General features: G+C 43.0%; 11 protein-coding genes. 7 read left to right on the top strand and 4 right to left on the bottom strand.

Going from position 1 to position 13,312, the window contains the following annotated elements:
- The first annotated feature begins 40 nt into the window (after positions 1 to 40).
- The 5 genes from rpsG (at position 41) to G3T18_RS01730 (ending at position 5,446) form a co-directional block, all read left to right on the top strand.
- The gene (gene rpsG / locus G3T18_RS01750) at positions 41 to 511 is read left to right on the top strand and encodes a 30S ribosomal protein S7 (protein WP_224408793.1); all 471 of its coding nucleotides are present in this window, start codon (positions 41 to 43) and stop codon (positions 509 to 511) included.
- A gap of 216 nt (positions 512 to 727) precedes the next feature.
- Positions 728 to 2,800 (top strand): elongation factor G, encoded by a 2,073-nt coding sequence (gene fusA, locus G3T18_RS01745; protein WP_224408792.1) that lies wholly within the window; start codon positions 728 to 730, stop codon positions 2,798 to 2,800.
- A gap of 168 nt (positions 2,801 to 2,968) precedes the next feature.
- Positions 2,969 to 4,198 (top strand): elongation factor Tu, encoded by a 1,230-nt coding sequence (gene tuf, locus G3T18_RS01740; RefSeq protein ID WP_224408791.1) that lies wholly within the window; start codon positions 2,969 to 2,971, stop codon positions 4,196 to 4,198.
- A gap of 169 nt (positions 4,199 to 4,367) precedes the next feature.
- Positions 4,368 to 4,685, top strand: coding sequence for a 30S ribosomal protein S10 (gene rpsJ, locus G3T18_RS01735; protein ID WP_224408790.1), 318 nt, complete (start codon positions 4,368 to 4,370; stop codon positions 4,683 to 4,685).
- 119 nt (positions 4,686 to 4,804) lie between these two features.
- Positions 4,805 to 5,446 (top strand): LON peptidase substrate-binding domain-containing protein, encoded by a 642-nt coding sequence (locus G3T18_RS01730; RefSeq protein ID WP_224408789.1) that lies wholly within the window; start codon positions 4,805 to 4,807, stop codon positions 5,444 to 5,446.
- Here G3T18_RS01730 and pheA read toward each other — a convergent pair.
- Positions 5,443 to 6,297, bottom strand: a complete 855-nt coding sequence (gene pheA, locus G3T18_RS01725; protein ID WP_224408788.1) for a prephenate dehydratase — start codon at positions 6,295 to 6,297, stop codon at positions 5,443 to 5,445. The genes G3T18_RS01730 and pheA overlap by 4 nt on opposite strands.
- 243 nt (positions 6,298 to 6,540) lie before the next feature.
- Here pheA and G3T18_RS01720 point away from each other — a divergent pair, with 243 nt between their 5' ends.
- A complete protein-coding gene (locus tag G3T18_RS01720; protein ID WP_397333900.1) occupies positions 6,541 to 7,182 on the top strand; it encodes a DUF1997 domain-containing protein in 642 nt (213 codons plus the stop codon).
- A gap of 210 nt (positions 7,183 to 7,392) precedes the next feature.
- Here G3T18_RS01720 and G3T18_RS01715 read toward each other — a convergent pair whose 3' ends face one another.
- From G3T18_RS01715 to G3T18_RS01705, 3 genes are all read right to left on the bottom strand, one after another.
- The gene (locus G3T18_RS01715) at positions 7,393 to 8,031 is read right to left on the bottom strand and encodes a ribonuclease HII (RefSeq protein ID WP_224408787.1); all 639 of its coding nucleotides are present in this window, start codon (positions 8,029 to 8,031) and stop codon (positions 7,393 to 7,395) included.
- Between the two features lie 25 nt (positions 8,032 to 8,056).
- A complete protein-coding gene (locus tag G3T18_RS01710) occupies positions 8,057 to 9,949 on the bottom strand; it encodes an Rne/Rng family ribonuclease (protein ID WP_224408786.1) in 1,893 nt (630 codons plus the stop codon).
- Between the two features lie 682 nt (positions 9,950 to 10,631).
- Positions 10,632 to 11,822, bottom strand: a complete 1,191-nt coding sequence (locus G3T18_RS01705) for a cysteine desulfurase family protein (RefSeq protein ID WP_224408785.1) — start codon at positions 11,820 to 11,822, stop codon at positions 10,632 to 10,634.
- A gap of 128 nt (positions 11,823 to 11,950) precedes the next feature.
- Here G3T18_RS01705 and G3T18_RS01700 point away from each other — a divergent pair, with 128 nt between their 5' ends.
- Complete coding sequence (locus G3T18_RS01700; protein ID WP_224408784.1) at positions 11,951 to 12,955, top strand: BMP family protein; 1,005 nt, start codon at positions 11,951 to 11,953, stop codon at positions 12,953 to 12,955.
- Positions 12,956 to 13,312: the final 357 nt, after the last annotated feature.

Below are 13,312 nucleotides of genomic sequence, written 5' to 3'. Positions count from 1 at the left end.
TTCTAATAAATTGAAATAAATTTACAAGGTAAGTATAATTATGTCTCGTCGAACTGTTATCAAAAAACGCCCAGTTCCTCCAGATCCCGTATATAATAGCCGCTTGGTCAGTATGACAGTGCGGAGAATAATGCGTCATGGAAAGAAATCATTAGCTTTGAGAATTGTCTATGATGCGATGAAAATGGTTGAGGAACGCACCGGGAACGACCCCCTAGAAGTATTTGAAAAAGCAGTTCGTAATCTGACACCATTAGTAGAAGTAAAAGCTCGTCGGGTTGGGGGTGCAACCTATCAAGTACCGATGGAAGTACGTCAGGGTCGTGGCAGCACCTTAGCGCTAAGATGGTTAGTGCAATACTCCCGAAGTAGATCTGGGCGAACAATGGCAAGTAAGTTAGCGAACGAGATTATGGATGCAGCCAACGAAACAGGATCTGCAATTCGCAAACGGGAAGAAACGCACCGCATGGCAGAAGCAAATAAAGCTTTTGCCCACTATCGCTACTAAAACCAGAAAAATTAGTGCCAAAAGATTTGCTAGCAGCGTAGCTGGTTAGGAAAGCCCATTTAAATAATAAACTGGTACGCCGACAACATTCTGATGGAATTGTTAGGGATGGGGTTGCTTTCACCCTGAAAAGTTAAAAAAAAGTATAGAATTGTAAATAGTGTAAATATAAAGCAACGAAAAAAAATCTTTTCCTGCTTGACAAAGGAGGTAACCGTGGCACGTAATATCCCGCTAGAGAGAGTTCGCAACATCGGAATTGCAGCTCATATAGATGCGGGCAAGACAACAACGACTGAACGTATTCTGTTTTATTCTGGTATCGCTCACAAATTGGGCGAAGTTCATGAAGGTACAGCGATCATGGACTGGATGGAACAGGAGAGAGAGCGAGGGATTACCATCACCGCTGCTGCTATTACCACAAGCTGGCGCGACCATAAGATCAACATTATTGATACTCCAGGTCACGTAGACTTCACGATTGAAGTGGAACGCTCGATGCGGGTTTTGGATGGTGTAATTGCTGTATTCTGCTCAGTCGGAGGTGTTCAGCCCCAATCAGAAACTGTCTGGAGACAGGCAGACCGATACCAAGTGCCTCGGATTGCCTTTGTCAATAAGATGGATAGAACTGGGGCAAACTTCTTTAAAGTCTACGAACAAATCAAAGACCGTTTAAGAGCAAACGCAGTTCCCATCCAAATTCCCATTGGCAGCGAAAGCGAGTTTCGAGGCATTGTTGACTTGGTACGAATGCGCGCCAAAATGTACACCAACGACCTGGGAACAGAAATCGAAGACACAGAAATTCCCGCAGAAGTTCAAGAAGTTGCTCAAGAGTATCGAGGTAAGTTGCTTGAGGCGATCGCCGAAACCGATGAAGCACTGCTAGAAAAATACGCTCTGGAAGAAGAATTTACTGAAGAAGAAGTTCGCTTGGCTTTGCGTAAAGGAACTAACGAAGGCGCGATCGTTCCCTTGTTGTGCGGTTCAGCTTTCAAAAACAAAGGTGTACAGCTTTTATTAGATGCAGTTGTAGATTATCTACCTGCTCCGATTGAGGTTCCACCGATTAAAGGTAAGTTGCCAGATGATACAGAAGCAGTACGCAAGGCGAGCGATGATGAACCATTCTCTGCTCTTGCCTTTAAGATTGCTTCCGATCCCTACGGACGTTTAACGTTCATGAGGGTATACTCCGGAGTATTGGCAAAAGGTAGTTACGTCTATAACTCCACTACTCAACAAAAAGAAAGGGTTTCGCGCCTCATCGTGCTGAAATCTAACGAGCGGATTGAAGTAGACGAGTTACGCGCAGGAGACTTAGGTGCTGCTGTCGGGCTGAAGCAGACTACTACCGGAGACACCCTCTGCGATCAAGATAATCCAATTATTTTGGAATCTCTTTATATTCCAGAGCCAGTGATCTCGGTAGCAGTAGAACCGAAAACCAAGAACGATATGGAGAAGCTCTCCAAAGCACTCCAAGCGCTATCAGATGAAGACCCGACCTTCCGCGTTAGCCTCGACCCAGAAACTAATCAAACGGTGATTGCCGGAATGGGCGAATTACACTTAGAAATTCTCGTAGACAGAATGTTGCGGGAGTTTAAAGTAGAGGCAAATGTGGGTCAACCGCAAGTAGCTTATCGCGAAACTATTCGTAAAGCTACTAACGCAGAAGGTAAGCATATTCGTCAAAGTGGTGGTAAAGGTCAATACGGTCACGTAGTTCTGGAAGTGGAACCCGCAGAATCTGGTGCAGGCTTAGAGTTTGTCTCCAAAATTGTTGGTGGTTCAATCCCCAAAGAGTATATTCCTTCTGTAGAGCAAGGGATTAAAGAAGCTTGTGAATCGGGTATTTTGGCAGGATATCCCGTAATTGACCTCAAGGTGACTTTGGTCGATGGTTCTTATCATGAAGTAGACTCTTCGGAAATGGCTTTCAAAATAGCTGGATCGATAGGCATTAAGAATGCTGTTCACAAAGCGAATCCAGTATTATTAGAGCCAACAATGAAAGTCGAGGTAGAAGTACCGGAAGATTTTCTCGGAGATGTGATTGGCGACCTAAATTCTCGTCGAGGTCAAATTGAGGGAATGAACTCTGAAGATGGTCTGGCGAAAGTATCTAGCACTGTTCCCTTGGCAGAAATGTTTGGTTATGCTACTGATATCCGCTCGAAAACTCAAGGTCGTGGTATCTTCTCTATGGAGTTTAGCCACTACGATGAAGTTCCTCGTCAATTGGCTGAAGCGATTATCGCTAAAACTAAAGGTGGCTGAAGATTAAAAACTTGAGAAGGGAAATGGGGTTGACTAGGAAAAGCTAAAAGTTAATGCTGTTTTTTGGTCAACCAACCATTTAAAATTAAAAGGCTCAAGTTACTGAACAGTCGCTAATTTTCAATTCCCAAATTGAATCGTACTCAATCAAAAATTCACTAATCGGTTATGGCACGCGCAAAGTTTGAAAGGAATAAACCTCACGTTAATATCGGCACTATCGGTCACGTAGACCACGGGAAAACCACTTTAACAGCAGCGATTACGCTGACGTTGGCGGCTTCTGGCAAGGCAACCGCAAAGAAATACGAAGATATCGATGCGGCACCGGAAGAAAAAGCACGTGGGATCACGATTAATACTGCTCACGTGGAATATCAAACAGATAATCGGCACTATGCTCATGTGGATTGTCCTGGACACGCTGACTATGTAAAAAATATGATCACTGGGGCAGCGCAGATGGACGGAGGAATTCTTGTGGTTTCGGCAGCAGATGGTCCGATGCCCCAAACCCGCGAACATATCTTGCTGGCAAAACAGGTAGGTGTTCCGAGTCTCGTTGTCTTTTTGAACAAACAAGACCAAGTTGATGACGAAGAATTACTCGAATTAGTAGAACTAGAAGTTCGCGAATTGCTGAGTAGCTACGATTTTCCAGGTGATGATATTCCTGTAGTTGCAGGTTCGGCTTTGTTGGCTTTAGAAGCTTTAACGAAAGATCCGAATATTAAGAAAGGTGATAATGAATGGGTAGATAAAATCTACGAGTTGATGGATAACGTCGATGAGTATATTCCTACGCCGGAACGAGATGTGGATAAACCTTTCTTGATGGCAGTAGAAGACGTGTTCTCGATTACTGGGCGGGGAACTGTGGCTACCGGACGGATTGAACGTGGTAAGGTTAAGGTTGGCGAAACGGTTGAGTTAGTAGGAATTAAGGATACTAAAAGCACTACCGTTACTGGTGTGGAGATGTTCCAAAAAACTTTGGATGAAGGAATGGCTGGCGATAACGTTGGCGTATTGCTTCGCGGTATCCAAAAAGATCAGATTGAACGCGGTATGGTGATTGCTAAACCTGGTTCGATTACTCCTCATACTGAGTTTGAAGCTGAGGTTTATGTGCTGAAAAAAGAAGAAGGTGGTCGTCATACTCCTTTCTTTCCTAACTATCGCCCTCAATTCTATGTTCGGACTACTGATGTGACGGGAACAATTACAGCTTTTACTGCTGATGATGGTAGCCCAGCAGAAATGGTTATGCCTGGCGATCGCATCAAAATGAATGTGGAGTTGATTAACCCGATCGCGATCGAGCAAGGAATGCGTTTTGCTATCCGTGAAGGCGGTCGCACTATTGGTGCGGGAGTAGTATCGAAGATCCTCAAGTAGATCCGATCCTTCCCTGAATTCGAGCAGAAGGCACAGGCTGCCTTCTTGCTCGCTTTTGACTCGATTCATTTATCACATTTAAGTAAATTTGTCAAGCGAAAAATAGCTTTTTATTGGCAAAATTAAACTGCTATAATAGAAAATTGGCTTTGAACCTGGACAACTAAAAATGGCAACAATTCAGCAACAAAAAATTCGCATTCGTCTCAAAGCATTTGACCGACGCTTACTAGATACTTCCTGTGAGAAAATAGTCGATACAGCTAATAGAACGAACGCAACGGCAATCGGACCGATTCCCTTGCCCACTAAACGGAAAATTTATTGTGTACTGCGATCGCCCCACGTAGATAAAGATTCCAGAGAACATTTTGAAACTCGTACCCACCGTCGGCTCATCGATATTTACCAACCTTCTTCAAAAACAATTGATGCCTTGATGAAACTAGACTTACCCGCAGGTGTGGATATCGAAGTAAAACTGTAAAAGAGTGCTATTTGAGCCCTTTAGAATTAATCTAAAGGGTTTTTGCTCTGAAAATTACCTGAGAAATTAGTTAAATTAGTTAAAGTGAAAGAAATCGTTAGTCTTGAGACCAGTATCTAATGGCACCTTCTTCATCAATTGCGGTGAGAGAACTTCCTTTATTTCCCCTACCAGACGTAGTCTTGTTTCCAGGTCGCCCTCTGCCCCTGCACATTTTCGAGTTTCGTTACAGAATTATGATGAACACGATTCTGGAGAGCGATCGCCGTTTTGGTGTCTTGATGTTTGACCCGATTCAAGGTCAAATAGCTAAAGTCGGCTGTTGTGCGGAGATAGTTCACTGTCAGCGTTTGCCAGATGACCGGATGAAAATGTTGACTCTAGGACAGCAACGCTTTCGCGTTCTCGAATATGTTCGTGAAAAACCTTATCGAGTTGGTTTGGTACAGTGGATTGAAGATCGACCTCCTAACGAAGATCTCCAACCACTAGCAACAGAGGTCGAACAATTATTACGGAATGTAGTACATCTATCAGCCAAGTTAAGCGATCGCCAAATCGATCTTCGAGAAGACCTTCCGACTTTACCCGTAGAGTTATCCTACTGGGTTGCTAGCAATCTGTATCGAGTAGCCTCAGAGCAACAAAGTCTTTTAGAAATGCAGGATACGGCAGAGCGCTTGCAAAGAGAAGCGGAAATTCTCTCTTCAACTCTCAATCATCTAGCCGCTCGCACGGCTCTTAAAGATGCTTTAGATTAAGATTTACTAAGACGCATCGGTAGAATATCATAATTACCAAAAATTTTTAGCACCTCTGTGTAAGTGGTTAATTCCTTTAAAGCGGCTTGAGTAGAGGGTTCTTCAGCATTGCCTTCTAAGTCAATAAAAAAAAGATATTCTCCGAGCGATCGCTTAGTGGGACGAGACTCAATCCGCGTGAGGTTAATTTCTCTTTCAGCAAATACTGAGAGTGGTTTGACCAACGCTCCTGGTACGTTAGCTGGGACGCTAAAAGCTAAAGAAATATGACTACCATTGCTGGAGCTTGATAGCCCCAAAACCCAAAAACGAGTACAATTGTCTGGATAATCATTAATATTCGAGGCGAGAATCGGCAAATTGTATAGCTGAGAGGCTCGGATAGACGCGATCGCCGCAGCAGTTGGTTCTTTATCTAAATACCGTAACGCCTCAGTCGTAGAATTAGTAGGAATTAACTGAACCTTAGCTCCTAAGCGTTCTAACCATTTCTGACACTGTCCCAAAGCTTGAGGATGGGAATAAACAGTTTCTAAATCCGCAAGTGACTTGGCGCGAGATAAAAGTGCGTGTTCCACCGGGAGAACCAGGGCGTGCTGAATTTGCAGTCGATCTAACTCCCAAACTGTATCCAAGGTACTTGCCACATTTCCTTGAATCGAATTTTCTACAGGTACTACTGCTACATCTGCCTGTCGAGCAGTCACAGAGCGCAAAGTTTGAGCAATACTCGGATAAGGACATAACAAACCTTCTTGTTCGGTTTCGGTTTTGAGCCAATTTCTATAGGCTAAGGCGGCTGCCTCGGTATAAGTACCACTCGGTCCTAAGTATGCAATTGAAATCGCCATAATTACCTACTATTAAGCAAAAAAATCTTAATTTCAAATTCCTCGATCGCTAGTCATCAGCTTGTGGAGTTAATTTTATCCTTCTTTTTCTCAAGTAACCTCTGAGTTCTCTATTGCCTGAGAAAGAAGCACCGAGATTGTGTAAACTTTTACGATCAAAAGTGAAGACAGATACATATTAGTTTACGATCTAAGATTATCTTCCCGAAAAAAGAGCAGATTGTCTGTGCTAAACGTGAAGAATTGCAAACTAAAATTAAAAAAACAGCAGTAAGAGTTTTACCTTTGATGAATATTCGCTTTACAGCCTCAGAGTCCGTAAAAATAGCGGTCGAAGAACAGTCAGTACCAATTCGACACTATTTACGCCAACCACAACGGTTAGTGCGGGCGATCGCTAATCAGAAACTGATGGATCAGCTTTCCGAATCTTATTTTCGCTTAAAAATGCGCCCCTTAAACTTTTTGGATATATACCATTTTCAACCAACTGTAGTGCTGAAAGTTTGGTCAGCCCCCGACGGCACAGTATATTTACAATCCGAAGACTGCGAAATTCGCGGCGTAGAATATATCAACGATCGCTTTTTTTTGAAAGTTCAAGGACGATTGTTTCCTCAAGAACACAATGGCAAGACCTATCTTCAAGGTAAAGCAGACTTAGAAGTAAAAGTCGAGTTACCACCTCCACTTTGGCTAACACCCAGACCGATTTTAGAAACTACAGGTAACGGACTACTCAAGAGCGTGCTGTTAAGAATTAAACAAAGGTTAGTTTCTCAGCTTATCGAAGACTACCACCTCTGGGCGAATAACAACATTCAAGAAGAGACAAAAATCGCTCCAGCTAAGACTCTTTCAACCGCAAAAAACCCTACTGGTTGACTAATACCACCACTAGACTGAATCAGCAGTTAGTGGTGAGAGCCAATCTGACAATTCGATGCTAGAGCAGAGAACGAGATAGCTCAAGACATCCTCATTTGCGGAAAACCTTGCTAGGCTCCGATCCCTGTTCACTGTTTACTATTCACTGTTCACTGCTATAGTGCCCTCCTTGACAACCAATTTCTGTCTTCAGTTCCCCACAAAAAGTTAACGCGAAACCTGGCAAGGACTAAAAGACATCCGATGCTGAGATGTCGGACCATATTGCTGTAAAGCCAAGCAATGCTGTTTTGTTCCATAGCCTTTATTGGTAGCCAATCCATAATCCGGATACTTTTGGGCAAAACGCAAAATCAACTCGTCTCGCCAGACCTTAGCAATAATTGAAGCTGCCGCAATAATCGGCGATCGCTCGTCTCCTTTAACCAAATTTTTCTGCGGCACACCTAAAGAAGGAAGTTGGTGCTTACCGTCAACCAAACAGATTGCTGGTTGCGGCTTGAGCTTAATTACAGCCCGCTTCATCGCTAGCAAAGATGCCTGAAAAATATTTAATCGATCTATTTCTTTTCTACTCGCCCAAGCAATACTCCAACTCAAAGATAGCCTCTGCATCTCTTGGGCAAGTTCCGATCGCCGTTTTGCTGACAACTGTTTGCTATCTCTCACCCCTATTTTCGCCAATTGTTCCCAACTTGTTGAGGGAATCGTTATCGCTGCTGCTACGACTGGACCAAATAAAGCACCCCGTCCCACTTCATCAACACCAGCAATCAGTCCTGGAGTGCCGAATAATTTAGATGGTTTAGAGCAATCTAATCCTAGAGTTGAAACCCGATCGAGCATTGAATTAATGAGGAAATATTTTGGCTTATTTTGCCGAAGAGCGACGGCGACGGCGACGGACTACAGGACGACTGCGTTCTGAATCCTCTTCAGAGGTGGCAACCGATTCTGAGACATCGGTATTTGTGGCTGGAATTACTGTCTCAGCAGATTCTTCCTCCATTACCTCTACTTCTGAGGGTGTTGATTTTCCTGCGGTTTTTACGTCGATGATATATGACCTGGGATCTTTGATTTCTCGATCTAAGCGCAGCAGTGGGGAAACGCCCATTAAAGCATATACGTCTTGTTCGAGAGGAGACATTTCGACAGTAATCTTTTCTTTCTCTGACCTTAAATCATCTCGTCGTGAAATCCGGCTGGGAGGAAATTTTTCTCGCTCTGGTTCTGGCGAGAAATCTAATTCTGAGCCATTTCCGTTGCTACTAAGATTGCGAGTATTAGGTCGTTCGATTTCTACATTCGTTTCGTTGACGCGACGGCGACGACGACGACGAGTGTTAGTACCTCCGAGTTGCTCTTGATAGCTGGGATGATGGAGCAGATCGATTTCTGGTTCATCTTCTTCTACATCCAGATCGAATAGTGCCTCAATTTCCTGGGAGCGATTTTCTGAGGGCTTTAAAGTCATTGTGCTGGTGTTCGCTGGAATCGGACTTTCGGCGACTGGTGCGATTATTGGCTCTCCTGGAAGGTGAACTAAATGCCCTAATCCTTCACAGGTGGGGCAGTTTTTCCCAAATAACTCGTAAATGTTTTTTCCTTGACGTTTACGAGTTAGTTCGACTAAACCAAGTTCGGATAGTTGAGCTATCTGGGGTCTAGCTTTGTCCGCTTTTAATGTTTTGTTAAAGTGTTCGAGGAGTTTGAGTTGGTCGCGACGTGAGTCCATGTCAATAAAATCAACGACAATCACGCCGCCGATGTTACGCAGGCGAAGCTGACGAGCAATTTCTGTTGCGGCTTCGCAATTTGTCCATAAAACTGTTTCTCGTGAGGTGGCGGAGCGGGTAAAGGAACCCGAGTTAACGTCGATAACGGTTAATGCTTCTGTTGGCTCGATAATGATATAGCCACCAGAAGGTAAATCTACTCTTGGTTTGAGAGCTTCTCGAATTGCGGCATTGACGCGGAAGTATTCTAAAATTGATAAGCGATCGCGATGGTGGTCGATTAAAACGCCTTCTGGTGGACGACCGCCACTCCAGTTGAATAACTGTTGCTTGACTCGCTTTAATCCGGTGTGAGAGTCTACGACGATCCGATTTACATCGGCTGTATAGATATCTCGCAACACGCGCTGAATAAAGTCATCGTCTCGGTTGAGCAACGCTGGAGGTCTGGTGTAATTAGCTTGCTCTTGGATTGACTCCCACTGTTTTTGCAGAAATTCTAAATCTTCAACGATCGCTTCTTCTGCTTTACCCTCGGCTTCTGTTCGCACCAGTAACCCCATCCCGGCGGGTTTGATTAAAATTGCTAATGCTCGCAATCGAGAGCGTTCGTCTTCATCTTTGATCCGGCGCGATAAGTTTACTCCTTTGTTATAAGGCATTAGTACCAAATAACGTCCTGGTAAAGTAATATTACCTGTCAGCCTCGGACCTTTGTTGCCCGTTGGCTCTTTCATTACCTGTACTAATACTTTTTGCTGCGGTGTTAATAGTTCTGTAATCGTATCAGCAGAACGTTTTAAGCGCAAAGGACCTAAATCTGTAACGTGAATAAAGCCATTTCGCTCTGCATCACCAATGTTCACAAAAGCGGCATCTATCCCAGGTATGACATTTTCGACAATACCGAGATAAATATCGCTGACTTGTTGATTACCAGTAGCGACGACAAGTTCTTGGATTTGATCTTCCCAAAAAACAGCAGCTATATGATGTTGCTCTGCGATAATAATTTGTTTCGGCATTCAATTTCCTCAAAACTTAATTGCAAATTTAGGCATCTGTTGCATTTTGCCTTTTGACTTTGCTTGTGAAAAAAACTGTTTTAGCGAGTCGCCAAACCCGGAGCGATGAAAACACAGGTTGTTACTGCACTTATCCCCAAGTGCTGTTAATCTATAAAAGCTATCCACTGTCTGAAAGAGACTACAGCAGGCAGTCTCTACATTTGTGCCAAGTTGACACTCCTCTGCCTTTAGGCGAGAGAATTCTCGCTTCAACGGGAGAACCTAGATTATGATTAGCTTGCTAATTACAATCCCCGGATTCTTTACCCTCAGCGAGCATTTTTCGGGTCTGCCCGACCCTACTAACATACCTGGAAAAATACTTGGGGTGCTGACCCTTACGCAGAAGGTTCCGACCATAGGGTGAGCCTTGAGTGGTGTATCAGCTTTCTTCATTGTAAGACCAAAGCCGCCCTAGAAGGACACCGACTTTAGACCCAAGTTTTCTTTGGTAAACTCTCCGATCTTCGGTGGTCGAGGTGGATTTTTGGGTGGAAGGAGTGGAGATTAGCTCATACCACTGACAATAATTATACTACCCTTCTGTAATGAACCGCCTAGACCCTAGCTAAAATCCCTTGTCGCGCGCTATTCTCGGCTTGCGGACAAGTTGTTTCCGACTCGCGCTAACTTTGTGCAATTAAAGTTTGCTAGTTACACTGGACGAGGTCAAGCTTTGAGCTTGTCGGAGAGATTTGATCGTAGCGATCGCTTGTTGTGCTACTCGATTTATCTCCGCTTCGGTATTAAATCTCCCAATGCCGAATCTCACTGAAGCATAAGCCAGAGACTCTGGATGTCCGAGTGCTGTGAGAACGTGAGACGGAGCAGTTGATGTTGACGAACAAGCTGAACCCGAAGAAACTGCTGTTACTGGTTGTAAACCTAACAACAGTGCCGAACCATCTACACCCTCGACGCTAATATTTAGATTACCAGATAAACGTTTAGTTGGATGACCGTTAAGGTAAATTCCTTCTAGTTGACTAATTCGCTGCCATAATTTGGTGCGTAAGTGAACTTGGCGTTTTGACTCCGAGTCTATTTCCTCTAAGCCTAATTCTACCGCCTTAGCCAAACCGACAATTTGCGGTACATATAGCGTACCCGATCGCCTGCCTCGCTCTTGTCCGCCACCTTGAATTTGAGCAGCGAGACGCACTCTCGGCTGACGACGACGAACATAAAGAGCGCCAATACCTTTTGGACCATAAACTTTATGTGCTGTCAAGGACATTAAATCAATCTTCATATCCTCTACATCCAAAGGAATTTTCGCGATCGCTTGTGCGGCATCGGTATGAAACAATACTTGATGTTCCCGACAAATTGCGCCAATTTCGGCGATTGGTTGCAACACGCCAATTTCATTATTAGCTGCCATTACTGACACTAAAATCGTATCCGGGCGAATTGCTTGCTCTAGCAAATTTAAGTTGAGCAAACCATCCTTTTCTACTGTCAAGTATGTTACTTCAAAACCTAGAGTTTCTAAATAAGCACAAGGATCTAAAACTGCTCGATGTTCAGTTTGGACAGTAATAATATGCCGACCCGTGTTGAAATAAGCTTCAGCAACGCCTTTAATTGCTAAATTATTTGCCTCTGTCGCACCGCTCGTAAAAACAATTTCTTCTGGCGTACAATTAATCGCATCTGCCAAAATTTCTCTGGCTTGCTTCACCGCCGCTTCCGCTTCCCAGCCATAAGCATGAGTAATGCTGGAAGGGTTGCCAAAGTGTTTTGTAAAATAGGGTAGCATTGCTAACAAAACCCGTTCGTCTAGGGGTGTTGTGGCATGACAATCAAGATAAATTGGCAGTTGAGACATATTTCTAATTGTAAATAGCTGTTCCCTAACTTCAGTTTCCTATATTAGAGTAAAATCACTCTGAGTATATTTTGCTTCGTCTAATTAAAATTTTAATTAATTTTACCTGAGAAGAGTAGCCAACTCGTATGCGCCATCAAAATTTTTTAATTAGCTTTTTCCTGGCAATTTTAACATTATTATTGGTTGTAAGTTGCCAGCGATCGCCCTCCGATACCGAAACTTCTTCAAAGGTGGAAACTCCCAGCAACTTCCAAGTAGCAATGCTTTTAAGCGGCTCGAAAGAAGACGAAAGTTGGAGTCAAGCTGGTTACGAAGGATTGAGAGCGATTGAAAAAAACTATCAGGCTCAAATTGCCTATCAAGAGTATGTATCTAATGTTGACAGTGAAGAAGTAATGCGAAAATATGCTCGAGAAGGATATGACTTTATTATCGGTCATAGTGGTGGTTACATTAATTCTGCTGAGATTGTAGCTCAGGAATTTCCGCGGACAAAATTTGCTTTGATAACAACCTATCCAGGAAACAATCATAACTTAGGCGCTGTAGGTTTTCGCTCTGGAGAAGTCGGCTATTTAACTGGGTTGTTAGCAGCGATGAAAACCAAAAGTAATAAAGTAGCTTATGTAGTAGGAGAAAATTATCCAGTTTATCAAGAAGAAGCAACATTATTTAAACGCGGAGCAGAAGCAACTAACCAATCAATTGAAGTTTTTACTAAATTTTTAGGAACTTGGACTGATGAAGAAAAAGCAACCAAAGTTGCACTTGATTTGCTAGCTGCGGGAGTTGATATTTTCGCCTTCAATGCAGATGAAGCAGGTGTAGCTGCAATCAAAACAGTAACCAAAAAAGAGGGAATATATGTTATCGGTTGGACAAAAGATCAGTACGAACTAGCACCCGATCGCATTTTAACCAGTGTTTTGCAAGATATACCTCAGTTAATTTTAAATGCCGCGACTTTAATGCAGCAAGGGCGCTGGGAAGGGAAACTGTATAAATTTGGTCTCAAAGAGAAGATTTATGATTTTGCTCCCTTTCGGGGAATGCTAACCCCAGAAGAAGAAGCAGCTTTTAACACTGCTCGCAACCGAGTTATTACTGGAGAAATTGAGATTTATCCATAATTGCTTGCAAGAATTTACATAGATTTTCACCTTGCTTGTATATCTTAAAGTGAAGCATACTGATGGTAGTATCCCTAATTTACAGGAGGAGATTGGCGATCGCTCAAATCACTCGAATACCCAAAATGCTCTTTCACGAGTTTTTCATACTTGTTCTGTAACCTAAAAATAAACTTAGCTTCCCTAAGCTAAAAAAAACAATTCTCTAATATTTGAGCTAGTAAAAATATTATAAAAAAACGAAATTCGGGAAGCAAATAAATCAAAATAGTAAGTATTAATTTAGTGAAAGTTGATGAAAAATCGAGACTCTAGTCGTCTTTTAGCTGACTCTAGAAATAGGAAAATAACCTTTTG

It is taken from the genome of Oscillatoria salina IIICB1, from assembly GCF_020144665.1.
GTDB lineage: Bacteria > Cyanobacteriota > Cyanobacteriia > Cyanobacteriales > SIO1D9 > IIICB1.
This window is presented reverse-complemented; position numbering and strand designations above follow the sequence as displayed.

Bases quoted from the DNA above. Each gene is read 5' to 3' on its own strand.
- G3T18_RS01705 (WP_224408785.1), bottom strand. From the start codon at position 11,822: ATGTCTCAACTGCCAATTTATCTTGATTGTCATGCCACAACACCCCTA.
- pheA (WP_224408788.1), bottom strand. From the start codon at position 6,297: ATGGCGATTTCAATTGCATACTTAGGACCGAGTGGTACTTATACCGAG.
- rpsJ (WP_224408790.1), top strand. From the start codon at position 4,368: ATGGCAACAATTCAGCAACAAAAAATTCGCATTCGTCTCAAAGCATTT.
- G3T18_RS01710 (WP_224408786.1), bottom strand. From the start codon at position 9,949: ATGCCGAAACAAATTATTATCGCAGAGCAACATCATATAGCTGCTGTT.
- tuf (WP_224408791.1), top strand. From the start codon at position 2,969: ATGGCACGCGCAAAGTTTGAAAGGAATAAACCTCACGTTAATATCGGC.
- G3T18_RS01715 (WP_224408787.1), bottom strand. From the start codon at position 8,031: ATGCTCGATCGGGTTTCAACTCTAGGATTAGATTGCTCTAAACCATCT.
- G3T18_RS01730 (WP_224408789.1), top strand. From the start codon at position 4,805: ATGGCACCTTCTTCATCAATTGCGGTGAGAGAACTTCCTTTATTTCCC.
- G3T18_RS01700 (WP_224408784.1), top strand. From the start codon at position 11,951: ATGCGCCATCAAAATTTTTTAATTAGCTTTTTCCTGGCAATTTTAACA.
- rpsG (WP_224408793.1), top strand. From the start codon at position 41: ATGTCTCGTCGAACTGTTATCAAAAAACGCCCAGTTCCTCCAGATCCC.